The sequence below is a fragment of the Calothrix sp. FACHB-168 genome (genome assembly GCF_963889195.1).
Classification (GTDB): Bacteria; Cyanobacteriota; Cyanobacteriia; order Cyanobacteriales; family Nostocaceae; genus Aulosira; species Aulosira anomala_A.
The window spans coordinates 433867-454430 of the sequence record NZ_CAWPNJ010000001.1 but is presented as its reverse complement, the minus strand read 5'-3'; the positions used below and the strand labels follow the sequence as shown (position 1 = coordinate 454430).

The following is a 20564-nucleotide window of genomic DNA, read 5'->3' as shown; positions in this document are numbered from 1 at the left end:
ATAAAATTCTACAAGGGGCATGGGGCATTTGTAATTTCTCCGCCTCATTACGTCTTTTTGCCAATCAGCTTTTTTCGCCTAAACAGCGCTAGATTTAGGGATTGAACCTCTGGCAAGAGGATTTCTCTGGTTTCAATGTGCTAATATATTTTGATCGAAGATAAGTAGGCAACATAAAAAGTATTTCTTGTGGGAAATACTACGTGAATCAATCTAGTGATTGAGTAGTCTACGAAACTAGCAAACAAAAAACAATGGGTCTGAGTACCCAGGGGCACTGGGGAGTTTAAGCTTGGAAACTAGTGCTTTAGGAAAGTGTCGCTTTGCTTGCTAAAGTGGAAGCGATCGCTGTCGGTTGTACCGAACTCAAGCAACTGGTACAGAAAATACTTTGATTCTGGTGGAATTGATTCTGCTAGAGCCAGGATTTTCATCAAACCGAGAATTCCCCGACTTAGCGAAACAAATCAGCGATCGCTTTATTTGTTTCCTTGGGGAAGTGTCAAAATAAAATGTCTGGGTAAAGTTGAAACAGGATTAGATTAAGGAAACACATGTCCCGATATAGAGGGCCTCGCCTCAGAATTGTACGCCGCTTAGGTGACTTACCAGGATTAACTCGTAAAAGTGCTAGACGCGCTTATCCCCCTGGTCAGCATGGTCAGAACCGCAAAAAACGTTCTGAGTATGCTATCCGTCTAGAAGAAAAACAAAAGCTGCGCTTAAACTACGGTTTGACCGAAAAGCAATTGTTACGCTATGTGCGCAAAGCCAGACGTGTTACTGGTTCTACCGGACAAGCACTGTTACAACTGCTAGAAATGCGCCTAGATAATACCGTTTTTCGCTTGGGTTTAGCTCCCACTATTCCCGCAGCGCGTCAATTGGTAAATCACGGTCATATCACTATCAATGGACGTGTAGTTAATATTGCCAGCTATCAGTGCCGTCCTGGTGAAGAAATTGCTGTCAGGAATAAAGAAGCATCGCGGAAATTGGTAGAAACCAACCTCCAATATCCGGGACTAGCTAACCTTCCCAGTCATCTGGAGTTTGATAAAGCCAAACTGGTTGGTAAAGTCAACGGTGTTATTGAAAGAGAATGGGTGGCGCTACAAGTTAACGAACTGCTGGTTGTGGAATACTACTCACGCCAAGCGTAATAGTCATTTGTCTTTGGTCATTTGTCCTGAGTTTGTAAAGGACAAATGACTATTGACTAACCGCCAATTTGTGACATAGTTCGCGTATAACTGCCCTCAGTCCCGGATTCTCGCTGTTTAAAGTTAATTTCTGGCTTAATTGCCAATAATTCTCTGACTTGCTCTTGTAATTGTGCGGTGCTAATACCAGCCCGGAGAGCAGTTTTTAAATCAATTTGACCATTTTCATTTAATAAGCAAGGACGCAGCCAACCATCTGCACTCAAGCGCATCCGATTACAGCGATCGCAAAAACACTCGGACATCTGACTGATGAATCCCAATGTTCCTTTCGCTCCAGGAATTTGAAACACATCAGCAGGCCCAGCACCACAAACTTGAGATTCTGTCAAGCCCCAGCGATCGCGGATTTGTTGCCGTAATTCAGCAGAAGAAACCCATCCGCGATCGCCAAATAATTGCCAGTTACCAATCGGCATAAACTCAATAAATCTGATGTGCCAGTTGCGCTCAAGAGTCAGCGCAGCTAAATTCAGGACTTCATGGTCATTTACCCCAGGAATCACCACTACATTCAGCTTTAAGGGGTCAAAACCAACACTATAAGCCGCTTGAATCCCCTGCCAAACTTGCTCCCACTTTCCCCGTCCACGATTCCCAATAATTTGGTCAAAAATTTCTGGTTCTAGGGAATCGAGGCTAATATTAATCCGCCGCAAACCAGCATCATAGAGATTTTGCGCAATAGGGGCGAGAAGAAAGCCGTTAGTTGTCATCGATAAATCTTGAGTTTGGGGAAAAGAAGCGATCGCTCTCACTAATTCCACCACATGGGGACGTAGCAAAGGTTCCCCCCCAGTCAAACGAAATCGGGTAAAACCCACAGGGATAAATACCTCTTGAATCAGAGTCAGGAGTTCCGCATCAGTTAAAAGTTGCTGCTGGAGAATATAGTCTATTTCTGCACCTTCCGGCATACAGTACTGACACCGGAAATTGCAGCGATCGATTAAGCTAATTCTGAGGTAATCTACCTGGTTCATGTTTGAGCGTGTTTATTTCTATTCTATTTCCGTCTATTTGCGTAAGTGAGATGCAACCGATCCCAGCCTCTCATTTTTTTTAGTTTCTATTGTCAACATAGAATCTATATAAATTTCTCGCAGACGCCTATGCAATTGTTGCAAAAAACTGAATACAGAATTTTCCTTCTTTTCTGTTCCTTATTCCCTCACAACGCCAATAAATCAGCCGATCGCGAGAAAATCTCATCACAAACATAAAACTCTCTCTTAAGAGTCAACAATCAACAGTCAACAGTCAACAGTCAAAGCTATTTTCAAGACAGCCCCTCATCGGAAAAACCCACAACCAAACATGAAAATCTCTCTTTTCTAGCCCCTAGCCTCTAGCCCCTAGCCCCCATTTTCCAGCTAGATTGCCATATATCCAAAATGTTCATAAGCAACTAGAATGGGTTATCCTTTTAACGTTCTCAGTAATTTGTAGCTGATTTTGATAATTGATTGCTTTAAATGTATAGATTCAATATATTTCCCTTAATTGTCTATATTAGGTAAATTTGCCCTAATCACAAACTTTGAACAATCATTTTGAGGGATAAATAGATGGTATTAAAGGTACAACATAGAAAACATACCCAGCAATTTTCAGTTTCTCGCTGTTTTTCTGTAATGTTTCTCTTGGGTCAAGTATTGCTGCGTTTACTCCAAGGAAAAACTTATCACCGGAAAATTCTCGAACACATGGTGACTGCTGGCCCGGCTTCACTGTCTCCCGTGCTTTTAGTCGGTGGATTTGCTGGGATGATTTTTACTATTCAAACAGCTAGAGAATTAGTTAAATATGGCGCTTTGCACACTGTTGGCGGTGCATTTGCTTTAGCTTTTTGCAGAGAATTAGGGCCTATATTGTCTGCTAGTATTATTGCCGGTCAAGTTGGTTCAGCATTTGCAGCCGAGATAGGTGCAATGCGAGTCACAGACCAAATTGATGCACTGCATATGCTCAGAACCGATCCCATTGATTATTTGGTGCTTCCGCGAGTCATTGCTTGCTGTTTGATGACTCCATTATTAACAATTTTTGGTTTAGTCACCGGCATCATGGGCGGAATTTTTGTGGCATCGCAGTTTTATCAAATTACTCCCGACGCATTTTTAGAGTCGGTTAGAAGTTTTTTACAGCCATCAGATTTATGGATTGTTTTGCTTAAAGGGTTTATTTTTGGCGCTATAGTTGCTGTTAATGGCTGTAGTTGGGGTCTAACTACCAGAGGTGGAGCTAAGGAAGTAGGAGAATCGGCAACAACAGCAGTTGTCACCACTTGGGTAGCAATTTTTATGATGGATTTCTTTTTATCTTTAGTATTGTTTGAAAAACCTACACTTTAAATCCCATTGCTTTTAGCCAAACCATAAAAATGTCTTTGTTTCAATTATTCCGAGGGGAATTGAATACTTTTGACTTTTGACTTTTGACTTTTGACTTTTGACTTTTGACTTTTGACTTTTGACTTTTGACTTTTGACTTTTGACTTCCCCCTCCTGGGGTGCTTATATTTTGCACTCAAGAAGTACTAGGTATACGCTCAATCTCAGCATAGCCACTGAAAATTAATTTTTGTCCTTCAGTTTCTAAACGATTAAGTCGCATTTTCACCCCATCAAGGTCAAAGCGATCTAAATCAACCATGTTATCTAAAATTTCTACCAATGCGAGGCTTAAAGTGCGCGAAGTTTCCTTTTGAGCTTCGGGAACAGAGTCTAACTCTAGTTTCGGATCTTTGAAAGAAACCCGTCGCCGCCGTTCCACAGCTAAACTGACAGTCATAATTAAGGGTACGAGTTCCCCATTATCTAAATCTGCCTTGGCTAAAATCCGCAGGCGATTTTCTGGCAATAGCTGTACTTGAATTTCTGGGAAAGAAACTGGTTTACCGCCAGATAACTCTGTTAAAGCAGGTAAAGACAAGTTTACTAACCGTTTTTTTACCAATTCAGCATTAAAAGCTTGATTAATCCCAGTTTCTGATAATACTACTTGGGCGATCGCTTGAGTAGGTTGTTTAAGAGTTAATTTGCCACCTAAAACCGAGCCGAAATCAATAGCGACTGCATCCGTTTCAAAAGACATCTCCTCTACAGCGAATTCTCTACGGATGACTAAGCCACGTCCGCTCATTTTGAAACTATCAATGCTGCCTTGCAACAGTTTGCTGGAGGGATAGCAGCGCACAAAGACTTCTACTGACTCGCTTTGGGTAAACAGGTGGCGAATCGTTTGGCTGGCGACTGTGTTGAGCATCCGCTCACCCCAATCTGTGCTTTTAGGATCTGTTAAACCAGTAAGTCCGCCGAACATGAGCTTTTGCGTCTCTAGAAGTTCTTTGTACTTTTGTAACAAATTGTGAACAATACAGCAAGCGATCCCCGATTAATTGTGCTGATAGGTAGGGGGTATGATAACTGATGGATCGCAGAAAATGTATGAAAATACACCAAAAAATCATCCTAGCATGGAAGCGATCGCCATCTCCAGACAAAAAAAGTGCGATCGCTCTAAATTACGAATTACGAATTACGAATTACGAACTATAGCTGCTGCTGCTGACCTTTTTCTTGCAGCAGCGATCGCCAATCGTCAATTGCTTTTGGCGTCCACAACCAATTATGACTTAATTTATCTACCTGGAAATTTACCGGATCGTCCTTAATCACCATTTGGCGGAGTTTAATAGCCTCATTGAGATATTGAGATTGTTTATTAGATGTTTGTCTATATGAAGATTTATAAAGTCCTAAAGCCAAGCCAGCATAGGAAGTTAAAGCATCTTTAGGTACTGTTGCGGCGGCGCTGATAGCTATTGATGTAGTACTAGCAATATTTTGTTTTTTCAAAGCTAAATTCAAAGCCTTAAACCAAGAATCATTAGCTCGATTTAAATTGTCTTCGGCGTAGTAAGCAAACCCTAAAGCATTGTTATATAAAAAAGAATCGGGATCGGCTTTCACAGCACTTTCCCAAAAACGGCGAGCATCATCAACGCTGTATTTTGGATCTTGAAGTTGAACTGATTGCCAAGCTAATCGTCCTTTGAGAAAATTCACAGATGGATTATTAACTTGTTGTTTTGGTACAAGATTTAAAGCGGCTTGTGCAGCTGGAATAACCCCACGGTTGAGTAATTCTTCCACAGCCTCCAGTCCGCTTTGTAAATCGCCTTGGCTGATTTTTTGCGTAGCAGTAGCGCTGACAATACCCGTCGGGGCATTCTTTAAATCGATAGGCGGATTATTTTCGGTAGTAAGTGGCTGGGTAGGAATGGGAGGAATATCAGGTAACTTGGATAGTTGATGATTTTGCCACCAAAAAACACCAGCAACAATTGCGATCGCTCCTGCTCCCAACATCCCGAAAATTGGCAAAAGTTGGCGTTTTTTGGGCTTTTTGCGGGAATTGTGGTTTGAACTTCCAACAGCAGCATTCTGCCAATTTCTCGCATAATTTGAAGTATTTGCAGTGGTTTCATCGGATGCAATTGGCTCTTCTTCCCAAAAACTAATTTCTTGGTCTGATTCATTGACATCTTGGGGAACAGATCGCGATCGCGCACCGCTATCATTTAAATGTTGTACCAGTTCTGCCGTCATTGGCGAATCGTCAGATAAGACATTTTGACGATCTAGTTGGCGAAACAAATCGGAAACTAAAGCCGAATCTTCTGCATAGGATGGATCGTCATATTCAATTTCATCAACCAAATCGCCCCAAGTCTCTTCTCCCAGCCAATCCAGCCCTGAAGATTCCCGTGCCAAACTATTAGGGATCATCTCCTCTATTGGTAAAGGCATATCAGGTTCATCTACAGCAGAGTACATCGCCGTTGCATTTGGTCTTAAAGGCGGATTATACTCATTTGCTAATTCCCCACTATCGGGAATTTCCGGACTCAGAAAACCGTCAAATTCCGGTTGTTGATAGAGAATTGGTAAAGCCCAGTACATCTGGTGAGAACCATAGGCAGAAATTAATCCCTGACGCACTCGACTCAGACACAAATCTACAGAGTATCCTTGATTCAAATTGCGGTAAAACAATTGAGTCAAAGTCAGCGCTACTTCATCAGGAATCCGCTCTGACATAGCTAATACGCTTCTCAGCCCGCGTTTCACCAAACTTTCTGTAAGGTTACGTTCTCCTGTTTCTTCAGTGCGATCGGCATTAGCACTGTATGCTCCTAAACAGGAGTTAAACACAGCCATTTGAATATTATTATTGACAAGCAAGCCTGCCAAATCGTCCCCAGTTAAAGTTTCTGTTAAACCAGTTCTATTACTAACCAAATAAATTTCACCACCACTGGCACCTAAATTACTATGGCCAGAGTAGTGCAGTACATGATATCTTCCTTGTTCCAGAGCTTGAGTTAATTCTTCCCGCCCTGGTTGATCTAACACCGTCAGTTCTATATCAGGAATATAATTGCCACTTTCCCCCACTCGCGGGACATGTCGATTCAGTTCCATTTGTAGTTTGATGGCTTCATGTTTCAGCAACTCCAGACGATTCTGATCTGTAGGCGAAGCAATTACCATCAAAACTTTGATTCCAGAAGCTTCTAATGGTTGTGGTATGTTGTGCGATTGCAGGCGAGAAGCTGGCAAAATGCCAGTTTGATAGCGAGAAAAAGTAACGTAAGGCCCGGTAGCTAGAGGCCGATCCCCTGCGTGCATTACTTCCCAAGGTAGACGTGCTAACCTCGTGTCTTTTAGCCCTAAACGTAAACGCAATACCTGTTGCTGATTTTGGGCTATACCCTGTGCCGTAATCCAACTATCCCTGAGAGTGCCTTGAAACAGTGCATTATACAGTTGTTGACCCAAAGCCACCAGGTTAACAGAGTTTCTTGCAAACGCATCCCCCTGTAACACCGACATCAAAGGGTCATTCATTAGATGTCCAGCAGCTGCTAACCAATCAGCTACAGGCCAAGTCACCAGTTCTTCTGCCAATGGCACCCCAGGCGCAACTTGTTCCGTGCGTACCAAGTAGTCATTTTGCCCTACTGGGGTTACGGAAATTTGAAATTCCTGGGTCACAACTTCTCCTATTAGCCTCCTAAATCAGGTTTGAAACGCGAAAGTTTCAAGTCGATTTTTCGCTCTTTCTGATACCTTAGATGCATCTTGCCACTGAGATGTTTCTCAATCTTCGTTATTTTACGTTTTTGGCTTTTATAACTTTATCCGGATTAGCTGGCATCACAATAGAACACTTTATTGGTAGATGCACCTTGATCTTCGACTCCCCTAGTTGGCTGATGCTGACTTGGGGATTTTTTTATGTTGACGAATAGCAACAAAATTTCATATAGGTATTTTTAACAAATATTAAGTCTAGAACTCCTCATCTGTCATCTTTTCTCGCTAGCATCCATGATTTTTTTGGACATCTAACTAAAATAAACATTTTAGTCAATTTATCCTGATCGTGGTGGTTTATCTGGGAACAATGAAATGGTAGATGCACCCTGATAACTAACTCCCCTAGTTGGCTAACGCCTTCTGGGGGTTTTTTATGTTTGTCAACTAACTTGAAAATAGCGTTGACGGTTGACGGTTGACTCTTAAGCGAGATTTTGATGTTTGGTTGTGAATTTTTTCGTGATTAGCTGAATAGATAAAAAATTTATCCTGATGATGCCAGTTACCTAGAGAACAATGAAATGGTAGATGCACCCTGATAACTAACTCCCCCTAGTCGGCTCAAACCCTCTAGGGGATTTTTTTTTGGTTGATACAACATAATCATGATGATTGTGACAATTTCATCCGGAGCTACTTATTTTTTTTGAGAACAATGAAATGGTAGATGCACCCTGATAACTAACTCCCCTAGCTGGCTCAAACCTTCTAGGGGATTTTTTTCTGGTTGAAACAACATAATCATCATCATTGTGGCAATTTTGTCCGGAGCTACTTATTTTTTTGAGAAAAATAATAATGGTAGATGCACCATCAGAGTAACCATCAGAGTAAAATTCCCTAGCTGGTTGCTACCCATTAGGGGATTTTTTGATTGTTTCGTAGAACACACCTCGATCGCACTTTGATAAAAATTTTATCCGGATTTTAGTAGTTGCACTGGGAATAATTAAGAGGTAGATGCACCCTGATAATCCACTCCCCTAGTTGACTCAAACTCACTAGGGGATTTTTATGATTATTTGCTAGTTTCACGCCTGATTAGGTAAAAATTTTATCCGGATTTTAGTAGCTGCACTGGGAATAATTAAGAGGTAGATGCACCCTGATAATCCACTCCCCTAGTTGACTCAAACTCACTAGGGGATTTTTGTCATGATTTACACCCTACTGGACTGACATAACTAAAATAGTGCATGAGATGTAGGTTGGGTTGAGGCTTTGCGAAACCCAACATGAATTTCAGAAACTCAACATAGATGCTGGTGTTGGGTTTCCTTACGTCAACCCAACCTACATTTTTTGGCAACATTTTAGCCTTGCCACGCCACTGCTTTCTGATTTTTATCCGGATTGTAGTAGCTGCACTGAGAATAGTGAAGAGGTAGATGCACCCTGATAATCCACTCCCCTAGTTGACTCAAACTCACTAGGGGGTTTTTGTCATGATTCACTGGTATTACACCCTGCTTTCTGATTTTTATCCGGATTGTAGTAGCTGCACTGAGAATAGTGAAGAGGTAGATGCACCCTGATAACTAACTCCCCTAATTTGCTCAAACTCATTAGGGGTTTTATTTTGGTTTTGCACTGGTTAATTTTATGTGCCTATTTTGTCCGGATTTAGTCTCTCAGTGAAGAATACATAAACTAGTAGATGCACCCTGATAACTAACTCCCCTCATTGGCTGCCACCATTGGGGGGTTTTTTCTGGTCATTTTCTAGTTACTGTATTTGTGACAATTTTATCCGGATTGCCTAGATCTATTCGAGAACAAGTAGATGGTAGATGCACCCTGATAACTAACTCCCCTAGTAGGTTTATACTTACTAGGGTTTTTTATTTTTGAAACCAGAGGAATATCCTCGATCAAAATTTATCCGGAGGATGGCCTTGAACCTAAGAACAGTGAAGTGGTAGATGCACCCTGATAACTAACTCCCCTAGTAGGCTTATACCTACTGGGGATTTTTTGAGGAGATAGTTGGCGGTTAGCTGCCGATTATTTAGGTAGTGAGGGCAATATCTTAACACAACAATTGTGTTTTTATCTTCTTGCCACTGCCCAACTAAATACTGATTTTTTTCAGTTTCGCGATCGCTTACCTGGCGTTAACTGTTAAGTGAATCTATTTTACCATTGTTTTTGCTAGGTCTTGATGTCAGTTATTGACTAAATTTTTAACCTTATATTTGCTAGAAGGCTGATGCAATAGATATTCCACTAATATATGGGGCAAAATTTTTAATTATTTCTTTAGAATTTTGCTCTCTGAACCAAACCGTTTTTAGCTTGCCTTCCAGGAAGAATAAGCTTTCAACCTAATAAGACGTTGTGCTTTTGGGGAGGTTCCATTATTTATAAGCTTTTAAGCCCATTCCCAGTTTTACACAACTTTTCGGCTCTGGCAACTTTTATCGGCTAGTTTTGTGAGGATTTGCGGACTAAAACTCTGGCTATGAGATTTACGTTAATGGACTACTGGGGTAAGTCTTACCTGTGGCGCTAAGATGCGGATCTTGAATGTTTTATACTAGATTTGCTTGCTTATATCTTCAAGAGTCGCAAAGTCCAATGAATTTAGCGGTAATTAAATTTTCCTCAGAAGAATGTGGAATTTGCCACAAAATGTCTTTCTATGATCAAAAAGTGGCTGAGGAGTTGAATTTGCAATTTATTGATGTCAAGATGCAGGATACAGCTACTTACCGCAAGTATCGCAAGATTTTATTAACTCAGTATCCTGATAAATCAGAAATGGGATGGCCTACTTACATTGTTTGTGATTCTCCTGAAGGAGAGTTTCAAATCATCGGTGAGGTGAAAGGAGGTCATCCCAAAGGAGAATTTAGAAGTCGTTTACAAGAAGTACTCAATTCCACAGCTAGTCAGAATTAATTAATTACCTCAAAGGATTTTACTTCTAGGACAGGGCCAATCATGGCGGCTGTCATAATATCGTCACGCACTTTTCCTGTGACTTTGGCTGTTTGTCCTGACTTGAGTAGCTGTTTGTCTGTACTTCTGGGTAGTTCATAGGTGACGCCATCATCGGTAACTAGTGCCCATGCACCAGTACCAATGTCACGATGTTGGATTGTGCCTGTAACTGTAGTACTCATAAAATTGCTGAATGTTGAGAGGATTAAAACATGAGGGAGAGTAATATTTTGAATCACTCTCCCTGTATTCCCTCTTAAGTTAAGCTACTTGCTTTTCATTTTTCAACGATAACTGCGCTAATCCATAACAGAGTAGGGCATTAGCGATGAGAAATATCCTTGCTAAATAACTATCACCCAATCCCCAAACTGTAGGGTCGTAAACTGCACTGATGGTTAAACATGCAGCGACACCTAAAGTTGAACCAATTGCAAACCATTTACCGCTAGGATGTCCCAACAATAAGGCGATAAGCACAAAGGGAATTAAGACGCTAGCAAATAGGGGATTTAAAGCATCGGTTCCTTGAATAGCATTACCTAATTCAGGAATCGAACTGCCTAAAAGGCGGAACGGCCATTGAGGCAGGTCAAAGATATAAAATCCTTTAAGGAAGAATAATCCCGAACTGCCAAAAATTAAACCACTGGATAAAGACCAACTCCAAGAGAAGGGAAAGTAAACTCGTAAGAACCAAGCTAATAGATAGGAACCTAATACCATCAAAATCTTGGGTAGGAGGGCAACAGCACCGCCATCAATCCAAAAGCCGGGGTTAAGATAGCCGTTATCCCGCAACCAACGGAAGAAATCGGAGAAACTAATTTGACCTTCAGTGGCGAGTTTAACTGCTGCATCAGCGTTGAGTTGTCCAGCGCCGTAATAATTTAAACTGTCGTCTTGGATAACTCGCGATGACTGTTTGAGAACTTGTAAAACCTCATCGGGATTTTGAACGCCTTTGGCTTTGATGAGTGCAGCTACGCCAGCCACGTGGGGAGATGCCATACTTGTTCCTTGGAAACCAAGAAACACGCCTTCGCCATTTTCGTTGATTGTCTCTTGGAGAATCTTTCCTGCTTCACTACCACCAGGCGCGGAGATATCTACCCCTGCACCAAAGTTAGAATAGGGGGCTTTTTCACCATCGGGGCCATATGCAGAAACGCCGATAACATGGGGATAACGGGCGGGGTAGCTGGCTCCATTGGCATTTTCGTTACCAGCTGCGGCGATAATGACAACGCCTTTGTTGTGGGCGTAGTCAATGGCTTGTTTCATTAACTGGCTTTCACCGCCACCACCTAAGCTCATATTAATCACATCTGCGCCTTTATCAGCAGCAAATTTAATTGCTTCGGCAATATCGGCTACTGTACCGCCACCATAATCATTCAGTACCTTTAAAGGCATGAGATTGGCTTCGTAGGCAATACCAGCTACACCATATTTGTTGTTAGTGGCTTGAGCAATGGTACCTGCTACATGGGTACCATGTCCGTTATCGTCTTTGGCGTCTTCTCTATCGTTGACGAAATCGTAACCTTTGACAAATTTCGTTTCGTACAAGTCGCGGACGCGAGTAATACCCGTGTCGATAACGGCGACTGTGACGCCGCTACCTTTAGTTTGATTCCACGCGGCTTCAATACCAATTTGGTGCAAGTTCCACTGCTTGCTGTAATACTGATCGTTAGGGCCAGTTAAGGAAGGACTCACATCGTCTTCCTCTTCGTTGGGTTTTAAAAATTCGCCCAAGAAAGCAGCTTCACCCGGTTGGGGAATCTTTTTGTAAATGTAATTTGGCTCGATAAATTCTGTAGCCGATTTGAATTGAGATTTTTGCAGTTCTTTCAGCCGTTGGCGATCGCCTTTGATAATATACACATTATCTTTTGCTGAAAATTTATTATCCAATTGGGGTGTAACCTGGTATTGTTGAGCGATCGCTTGTAGATTTTTCTCTACTACCTCTTTCGGTATATCTTCGCGAAAATCTAGCAAAATCGTCTCAAACTCGCCTTTAGCTGCTAGTCCCTGAAAATTGAGGAACCCAAATACAGCAGCTACTAACCCAATGACAAACAAGCAAAATAATATAAGCCTTCTCATATAAACTCATCACCGCTTTTTGCCAGTTGCTCACTAACATAACTTATCTCTGGCTCGGATTGGTGTATTTTGCACGTAAGTTAAAATTTGTACTCAGGATTTTTCAACAATGGAACGCGGTCTTTTGTGGTTACCCTTATTATTCATGTTTTTCTGGTTGGCTTGGCAAGGCTCAAAAGAGTATCAAAAAGTTGAGGCTTACCGCGCTTGGGCAGAGCAATTTGAACGAGCTAAATATGATATTTATGCAGTATTAGGTCAAAAGGGTCAAGATATAACTTGGGGAAAACCCACGCCGAAAGGGCCGATTAAACTCGAAACTTTTTCTTTAGTTGATGTGCAAAAAATCCAACTTTTAGTGGATGACAAAATAGTAGAGATAGAAAATCCACCAGAAAAAGGTCGTCAGATTGAGTTGGAATTTCTTTTTGCAGAAAAACCTCAATCAGTGCGCGTTCCGTTTACAGAAATTCCTTTAGCTGCAGAATGGGGCAAGTTTTTACAGGGAGTATTGTAAATTGGGCATTGGGGGGGGACAAGGGGGACAAGGGGGACAAGGAGGACAAGGAAGACAAGGAGGATAAAAAGACTATATTTTTGACCATTGACCATTGACCATTGACCATTGACCATTGACCATTGACTATTGACCATTGACTATTGACTGTTCAATCGGAATTTCAATGACGAATTCAGCACCTTGTCCGGGTGATGAGATGCATTTGATTGAGCCGTTGTGACGCTCGGTGATAATTTGGTAACTAATAGATAGACCCATACCTGTACCTTTACCTACAGGCTTGGTTGTATAGAAGGGGTCAAATAACCGATTTATCACTTGTTCTGTGATACCAGGGCCGTTGTCAGCAATTCGGATAGTGATATGTTGAGCGTTGATTTTTTCAGTATAAATGCGGATGGTAAGACAATCACAAGCTAACTTTTGTAACTCATAACTTTCTTCGAGAGCATCGATAGCATTAGCTAAGATGTTCATAAATACTTGGTTTAGTTGTCCGGCGTAGCACTGAATTAAAGGTAAATCGCCGTATTCTTTGATTACTTGAATGGTGGGGCGGTTGGGTTTGGCTTTTAAACGGTAATCTAGGATCGTTAAGGTGCTATCTATACCTTCATGAATATCCGCAAATTTTAAATCGGCTTCATCAAAACGGGAGAAGGTACGTAAAGAAGCGACAATTTTCCGGATACGGTCAGCACCTACTTTCATGGAAGATAAAAGATGTGGTAAGTCTTGTAAGAGAAAATCGAGGTCGATGGCTTCGGCTTCTTCTGTGATTTCTGCGGGAGGATTGGGGTAGTGTTTTTGGTAAAGCTTGAGAAAATTTAATAAGTCGTGAGTATAGTTGTTTGCGTGGGCTAAGTTACCGTAAATAAAATTTACAGGATTATTGATTTCGTGGGCAACTCCAGCTACTAGTTGACCAATAGAAGACATTTTTTCACTCTGGATCAGCTGGGATTGAATGCGTTGGCATTCTTGGAGGGTTTGCTGTAATTCAGAGGTTTGCTGTTGGAGTTGAGTTTGCGATCGCACTAAATCTGCTTCTGTAATTTTTCTCTCCGTAATATCTCGCATATTACCCTGAAAACCTACTACTTTACTAGCAGTATTTTTTATCGGTGAAGCGTTAAAAACAATCCAGCAATCACTATCATCTGCACGTTTAACTCTCACTTCTATTCCAGCTTGTTTTTTACCTATTGCGAGAATTTTTTGCAGAATTGTTTCATAACTGGTGATATCTTCAGGATTAATTATCGAAGCAAAAGATTTATCGATAAATTCTGAGATTTCATAGCCAAACATCTCAGTGAAGCTAGGGGAAAGGTAAGTAAACTTACCATCTAAAGATAAAGTATAAATTATATCATCTAAATTTTCCACTAAGCTGCGAAACATGGCTTCAGTTTGTGCTGGGAAAGTAATTGCTGGTGTTTCTGTGAATGCTGTTTTGCGATTAGTGATATCAATCAATAACCCATCCCAAAGAATTTTACCTGTTGATTGTACCTCTGGTTGGGAAAGACCTTGTACCCACTTCCACTGACCACAACTAGATAAAATCCGTCCTTCCCAACGCCAAGTTTGTAAAGTTTGGGCAGAAATAGCAATGGATTCTAGAAAGCTTTGGCGATCGCAGGGATGAACTGCTTCTGTGAATAATTTACAATTTTGTTGTCCTACTTCTGGTTTGATACCGTAAATTTCTTGAGAACCAGACAAAATTTTCACGAAAGAAGCGCTATTATCTGGTTCCAGTTGAAACTGGTAAACCATAGCAGGTAGATTGGCAATTAATTGTTGATCGTCAGTCACAGAAGCCATCGTGGTAACTTCTGTGACAGGCGCTACAGTGATATTTTCAACGATTGATAATAAACCTATGAGCTTGCCATGTAAATCAGTTAGAGGTGTGTGATACCACTTACAAGTGATTTTTTTGCCATCTTTAGTATAATTCTGGCTAGTATTAGGTATTACCTGTTTTTGTTGAGTAAATTGGGTAAAGGCGGCATTTATTTCCTGTTTATCACCTTCAGCTACTATAATATCTGCTGCATGGCGTCCTAGTACTTCCCGCTCGCTATAGCCAAATATTTTCTCTGCTGCTGGATTCCAGTCTGTCACCTCAAAAGCCAAATTCCAAGAAATTACTCCTAATGGATGACGCTGTATCATAAATGACAATCTATGCCGCAGTTCTGTTACAGTTTCCCCTGCACGTTGAGAATCTATCCACAATCGATATTGCTGTTTAACAGCACGAGTTGCTGAGGAGAAAGCTTTCTCTAACTGCTCAGTGCGTTGGCGTAAAGTTGTTAGCTCTTCGTATATAGCTTCAGTAGACATACTGCTTTATGTTTTTCACTGTATATTTATATATTTGTCTTCACAATACTTTTTGCGCCCAGCAGAACGGATTTGTAGAAGTAACTTTAGTTAGAATGCCCAAAAATCCGCAAGACTACACAAGCTTTTGTTAAAATTTGTTGTTGGATTGGGTTGGCTAAGGAATTAACACGATCAACCCTCTTTTATTACTTTGGGAAAAGAAAAATAAATGTAGGTTGGGTTGAACAGAGTGAAACCCAAAAATAGGTTTTGATTGTGGTAATTATTTACAATCAATGCAGGTAAAAAATTAATCAGATGAATGCTGTGACAAAATCCAGGATACCTGTTGCCTTAACGATTGCTGGTTCTGATAGTGGTGGTGGTGCGGGAATTCAAACTGATTTACGTACTTTTGCGTTTCACTGCGTTCACGGTACTAGTGCTATAACCTGCATTACGGCACAAAATACTTTGGGTGTCAGGCGAGTTGATGCGATAGCTACTGAGGCTGTAGTGGCGCAAATACAAGCTGTGGTTGAAGATATTGGTGTGCAAGCTGCGAAAACAGGAATGTTACTCAATCAGGAAATTATTTTAGCTGTGGCGCAGCAGGTAGAGGCTTTGCAAATTCAGAATTTGGTAGTAGATCCAGTAATGGTGTCACGCACTGGGGCACAATTAATTGATGATGATGCCGTAAACACTCTTTGCCATGCTTTAATCCCCCAGGCGGCTATTGTGACGCCAAACCGTTATGAAGCGCAAATTATGAGTGGGTTAACGATTGATAGCTTGGATGATATGCAAGCAGCAGCGCAAATTATTCACCAGAAATTAGGCGCGAAAGCGGTTTTGGTAAAGGGTGGTGGAATGGAGGGAAACGCACATGGTGTTGATATCTGGTTTGATGGCGAACAATTATCAACCTTGTCAACTCAGTTGATAGATACAAAAAATACTCATGGTACTGGTTGTACTTTATCAGCTGCGATCGCGGCTAACCTCGCTAAAAACCAGGATATATTCACAGCAGTACAACAGGCAAAGAACTATGTTACAACTGCCCTTACTTACTCTCTTGATATTGGTCAAGGACAAGGCCCTGTAGGACATTTTTTCCCTTTACTGCAAAATAACAATTAGTATGTTATCTGCTGTACTTCAAGCCAATAGGGCTTTAAGGTACTTAGTATGTAATTATTTCATCATCTCCTGCAAAAATCTTTGCCCTGTTATCATTTTTCTATTATTCTTGGGCATAGTTTCAGTGTTGACTATCTCTGATAGTATCTCTAGAACCATAACCTACTCTAATTTTTCATGCTAAGTAACCTATGCAAGCAACAAATTCTATTTACAGCAATCCAAATACACAAAATACACCTACTTATCCCCCCTCTGTACCCCTGTCTGTATATCGGGAATTAGCAGATGAGTTACAAACAGCACAAGCACAATTAAAAAGCCTATCTACTAAAAACCAGCAATTAACACAAGAAAATCAACTACTACGTCAGGAAATGACTAAATTGATTCAATCTTGTCTGCGGTTACAAAAGTTGGTGGATGTTCCCGGACAACAGCCAAATATAGCTAATAACCAAGCTAATAGTCCAACGCCTGCTAATAATACCCAAGGGAAAAAGACAGCACCGCCAAAAGCAGCAACAAAAGCACGTCCCCAGCAGCAAGTTGCGCGTCCTCGTCCACCTGTATCGGAAACCCCAAGTAGTAAAAGTCCAGCTGCTTCCGTCTCTGCGCCTGTGATGGAAATGATACCGCCAACACCGCAACCGATTTTTATAGAAGAGCAGGAAGTTAGGTATTATGCTGCTAATGAGTCAAAAACTAAGGAAATTAGCGGTTGGTGGTTAGTTATTAGTATTTTATTAATTATGCTGGCAGCTTTTAGTGCTGGGTATTTGGTTGTACGACCTTTATTTGAACACCAGAGCCGTTAGTTACATCTGTCTGTATTGCAGTTGTAACTGGATACTTGTTGAAAAATTTCGCTCTCACAATTATAAATTAATATTTCAGGACATTTACCTATTTTTTGTTAACAAAAAATACATATTTTCATGCAAAAATATGCTGGTTTGTTTGATCTCATAATCACAAAAAATAGTTTAATAACAAATACATTGCCATAGTTAATTTAAGAACTGTTCCCATCGGTCATTTAAAGTCGTAAATTATTACATATATTTTTAAAATAGTTCTACTAGTTAAAGTCTCAGACAAAGAATCTGGTTAGATAGATAAACAAAGCTAGTAGAAACAAGGAGTGCAATTTAATGAAAAAAGTAGAAGCAATTATCCGTCCATTTAAGCTGGATGAAGTCAAAATTGCCTTGGTAAATGCCGGTATTGTCGGGATGACTGTTTCCGAAGTTCGCGGATTTGGGAGACAAAAAGGTCAAACCGAACGCTATCGTGGTTCTGAGTACACCGTCGAGTTTCTGCAAAAACTGAAAGTAGAAATCGTTGTGGAAGACAACCAAGTTGATATGGTGGTAGACAAAATTATTGCTGCTGCCCGCACTGGTGAAATTGGTGATGGTAAAATCTTCATTTCGCCTGTGGAACAAGTGGTTCGGATTCGGACGGGAGAAAAGAATACAGAAGCAGTTTAAAATCTGATGGCTGAGTTTTGAGTACCGAGTGGTTAAAAAAGAGTTAATAGAGTTAAATTTTGGGTTTTTAGAAGATGCTTAATACCTCTATATAAGAGAGTTTTGAAAAAATGGTTAAATATCATCTTTTCACACTAAATTAACGCAAAATTTACTCTAAACTCCCACTTTATGACTCAGGACTCAGCTTTGCTAATTGCGGAAGTAACGCTGTAAATGCTTTACCGCGATGACTAAGCGATCGCTTTAATTGTGGTGTCATCTGCGCAAAGGTTAATTGTTTATCTGGGACATAAAAAATCGGATCGTAGCCAAAACCACGAGTACCGCGAGGTGCATGAAGGATGACACCGCGACAAATACCTTCAGATTGCAGGACTATTTCACCATCAGGACTAGCGATCGCAATTACGCAGACAAATTGCGCTTTGCGGTTAATTTCCGCGCCTAATTCGCTTAATACTCTAGCAATGCGTTCGGCGTCGTTTCTAGCGTAACGTGCAGAATAAACCCCTGGTGCGCCATCTAAAGCATCTACTTGTAAGCCAGAATCATCAGCTATAGCCCATTGTCCCGTGGCTTTGGCGGTTTGGGAAGCTTTCAGACAAGCATTAGCGGCGAAAGTCTCCCCTGTCTCTTCAATTTCTAATTCTTCCGGTTTCAAGGATAATTCCCAGCCAGAATCCGCCAGATAAGCTTGCATTTCTTTTAACTTACCGGGGTTACCTGTGGCTACTATAAGTTTTTTAGTCATTGGTCAGAGATGCGATTAATCGCGTCTGTACATTGGTCAATGTCAATAGTCAATGGTCAATGGTCAATAGTCAATAGACCTCTTGCAAAAGTCCTAATTTTCGCATTCTTCTCTGCGGCTCTGCGGCACTGCGTGAGCTTTTCAAACTCTAGTCAACACAGCGACAATATTTATGCAAGAAGTCTAATATGGTCAGGAATTTTTGACTGTGGACTTTTGACTGTGGACTTTTGACTATTGACTAATTTTACGCCGCCCAGTGTTTTGCCCAAGCAAGAGTTTCATGTACGCGATCGATTGTAGCGGCTTCACAGTACAGGCGTAAAACTGGTTCGGTTCCGCTAAAGCGAATCATTAACCAGCTATTGTCAGCTAGGCGGAATTTATAGCCGTCGATGGTTTGACAGTCAATGACTGCTTGTCCGGCTATTTCTGTTAATGGTTGGGTTTGTAGTTGTTGCAAAAGCCGCGATCGCACTTCCATACTCGCGAGGGGTAAATCGATGCGATCGTAGGCAGAATCAAAGCCTGTTTGCTGTTGTAACTGTCGGTAATATTCCCCTAAATCTTGCCCTGATTCAACGATGGCTTCTAGCACATATAAAGCTGATAGCAATGCATCTCTTTCGGGAATATGGCTACCATAGCCAATTCCCCCTGATTCTTCACCACCTAGCAAAACTTCTGCGGCTAACATTCTGTCAGCAATGTATTTATAACCAACAGGCGTTTCAAAGACAGAGAGTTTATGTAATGCAGCTACTAGGGGAATTAAGTCAGAACCACTGACTGTTTTGACGATTTCACCTGTAAAACTACGCCTTAAGGTTAAATGGTCAATTAATATCGGAATTAAGACTTGAGAACTTAAAAAGTTAGCTTCACTATCAACGGCGGCGATGCGATCGCAATCACCATCAAATACTAAGCCTACAGCTAAATTATGAGGATTGCTGGCGCGGTGATTTTTGATGACTGTAAATAGCTGGGAGAGGTATTTTGGTAAAGGTTCTGGCGCACCACCACCAAATAAAGGATCGCGATCGCTGTTGATTTCCTGGACGCGATCGCCCAATAATCTAGCTAATCCCCCAGCCGCCGCTCCATGCATGACATCGGCAAAGACAGTTAATCTGCCATCAGCTATGGCTGCGCGAATTTTGCCAATATCAACTTTACCTTCTAAACCTGCCGTATAGCTAGGCCAGGGGTCAAATTTCTCCACTTTACCAGGTGTAGCTGCTGTAGGTACCCCTTGCGGTAACAGTGTTTCTATTTCTTTGGTAAATTCTGGCGATACCGAACCCCCAAAATATCCCTTGACTTTTAAGCCTAAATATGATCCAGGATTATGACTGGCAGTAATTACCAAAGCGCCCAAAGCATTAAGTTGTTTCGCCGCCCAGCTAAAAGCCGGAGTGGGCGCATAACTATCGCTGAGTAGCACATCAAATCCGATAGCAGTAACAGCATCAGCGACAGCACGGGCAAAATCTTCCGCCATAAATCGGCGATCGTAGCCGACAACGATTTTCTTAGTCCCGACAATTGAAAAATAAGTATCATATAATACTTTCGCGGCAACTGGTGCAACCAAGGCTAGGCGTTCAAAGGTGAATTCTTCACCAATCAAACCTCGCCAGCCGTCTGTACCAAATTTGATGGAGTTTGCTACAACTGGCATGGAGTTATCCTAATTTTTACTGAGAATTCTATCATTTAGACTGTAAGCTTTATTAAAAAGAATATAGTACTAATACGTATAATTTCTAGTAACTAGCTGTGAAATTTCCGCGAGTCAAGAATCAGCAAAGAATTTACAACCTATAAAAATATTAATAATCCTTAATAGCAAACACTATTAAG

The 20564-nt window shown here is 41.1% G+C and carries 16 protein-coding genes; 8 read left to right on the top strand and 8 right to left on the bottom strand.

All coding sequences use genetic code 11. The features are described from left to right. The first annotated feature begins 315 nt into the window (after positions 1-315). Both AACW45_RS01815 and rpsD read left to right on the top strand, forming a co-directional pair. Positions 316-546, top strand: coding sequence for a hypothetical protein (locus AACW45_RS01815; RefSeq protein WP_190627056.1), 231 nt, complete (start codon positions 316-318; stop codon positions 544-546). Positions 547-554: 8 nt separating this feature from the next. Further along, on the top strand, positions 555-1163 hold the full coding sequence (rpsD, locus tag AACW45_RS01810) for a 30S ribosomal protein S4 (protein WP_096642221.1): 609 nt from the start codon (positions 555-557) through the stop codon (positions 1161-1163). A 56-nt stretch (positions 1164-1219) separates the two neighbouring features. On the opposite strand, the gene moaA is transcribed toward rpsD, so the two are convergent. Continuing rightward, complete coding sequence (gene moaA, locus AACW45_RS01805; RefSeq protein ID WP_190627054.1) at positions 1220-2206, bottom strand: GTP 3',8-cyclase MoaA; 987 nt, start codon at positions 2204-2206, stop codon at positions 1220-1222. Between the two features lie 585 nt (positions 2207-2791). Between moaA and AACW45_RS01800 the strand changes: the two genes are divergently transcribed. Further along, complete coding sequence (locus AACW45_RS01800; RefSeq protein WP_190627052.1) at positions 2792-3577, top strand: MlaE family ABC transporter permease; 786 nt, start codon at positions 2792-2794, stop codon at positions 3575-3577. Positions 3578-3752: 175 nt separating this feature from the next. Here AACW45_RS01800 and AACW45_RS01795 read toward each other — a convergent pair whose 3' ends face one another. Both AACW45_RS01795 and hetF read right to left on the bottom strand, forming a co-directional pair. Further along, positions 3753-4547 carry an LmeA family phospholipid-binding protein gene (locus AACW45_RS01795; RefSeq protein WP_190627051.1) on the bottom strand — a complete coding sequence of 265 codons (795 nt, stop codon included), beginning with the start codon at positions 4545-4547 and terminating at the stop codon, positions 3753-3755. Between the two features lie 230 nt (positions 4548-4777). Then, positions 4778-7285, bottom strand: a complete 2508-nt coding sequence (gene hetF / locus AACW45_RS01790; protein WP_190627049.1) for a cell division protein HetF — start codon at positions 7283-7285, stop codon at positions 4778-4780. A gap of 2682 nt (positions 7286-9967) precedes the next feature. Here hetF and AACW45_RS01785 point away from each other — a divergent pair. Beyond that, on the top strand, positions 9968-10291 hold the full coding sequence (locus tag AACW45_RS01785) for a thioredoxin family protein (protein ID WP_190627498.1): 324 nt from the start codon (positions 9968-9970) through the stop codon (positions 10289-10291). Here AACW45_RS01785 and AACW45_RS01780 read toward each other — a convergent pair. Both AACW45_RS01780 and AACW45_RS01775 read right to left on the bottom strand, forming a co-directional pair. Then, positions 10288-10515, bottom strand: a complete 228-nt coding sequence (locus tag AACW45_RS01780) for a hypothetical protein (RefSeq protein ID WP_190627047.1) — start codon at positions 10513-10515, stop codon at positions 10288-10290. The two genes, AACW45_RS01785 and AACW45_RS01780, sit on opposite strands and share 4 nt — an antisense overlap. Before the next feature lie 79 nt (positions 10516-10594). Further along, entirely contained in the window at positions 10595-12448 is a 1854-nt protein-coding gene (locus AACW45_RS01775; protein ID WP_190627046.1) for a S8 family peptidase, read from the bottom strand. A 109-nt stretch (positions 12449-12557) separates the two neighbouring features. On the opposite strand from AACW45_RS01775, the gene AACW45_RS01770 reads away from it, so the two are divergent. Next, on the top strand, positions 12558-12965 hold the full coding sequence (locus tag AACW45_RS01770; protein WP_190627044.1) for a hypothetical protein: 408 nt from the start codon (positions 12558-12560) through the stop codon (positions 12963-12965). Between the two features lie 126 nt (positions 12966-13091). On the opposite strand, the gene AACW45_RS01765 is transcribed toward AACW45_RS01770, so the two are convergent. Beyond that, on the bottom strand, positions 13092-15323 hold the full coding sequence (locus tag AACW45_RS01765) for a PAS domain S-box protein (protein WP_190627042.1): 2232 nt from the start codon (positions 15321-15323) through the stop codon (positions 13092-13094). A gap of 300 nt (positions 15324-15623) precedes the next feature. On the opposite strand from AACW45_RS01765, the gene thiD reads away from it, so the two are divergent. The 3 genes from thiD (at position 15624) to AACW45_RS01750 (ending at position 17944) form a co-directional block, all read left to right on the top strand. Beyond that, a complete protein-coding gene (thiD, locus tag AACW45_RS01760) occupies positions 15624-16451 on the top strand; it encodes a bifunctional hydroxymethylpyrimidine kinase/phosphomethylpyrimidine kinase (protein ID WP_190627040.1) in 828 nt (275 codons plus the stop codon). 191 nt (positions 16452-16642) lie between these two features. Continuing rightward, positions 16643-17269 carry a hypothetical protein gene (locus AACW45_RS01755; protein WP_190627038.1) on the top strand — a complete coding sequence of 209 codons (627 nt, stop codon included), beginning with the start codon at positions 16643-16645 and terminating at the stop codon, positions 17267-17269. A 336-nt stretch (positions 17270-17605) separates the two neighbouring features. Continuing rightward, entirely contained in the window at positions 17606-17944 is a 339-nt protein-coding gene (locus AACW45_RS01750; RefSeq protein ID WP_017749852.1) for a P-II family nitrogen regulator, read from the top strand. Positions 17945-18113: 169 nt separating this feature from the next. On the opposite strand, the gene rdgB is transcribed toward AACW45_RS01750, so the two are convergent. After that, positions 18114-18698, bottom strand: coding sequence for an RdgB/HAM1 family non-canonical purine NTP pyrophosphatase (gene rdgB / locus AACW45_RS01745; RefSeq protein WP_190627036.1), 585 nt, complete (start codon positions 18696-18698; stop codon positions 18114-18116). Positions 18699-18945: 247 nt separating this feature from the next. Next, positions 18946-20382, bottom strand: coding sequence for a phosphoglucomutase/phosphomannomutase family protein (locus tag AACW45_RS01740; protein WP_190627033.1), 1437 nt, complete (start codon positions 20380-20382; stop codon positions 18946-18948). Between the last annotated feature and the right edge of the window lie 182 nt (positions 20383-20564).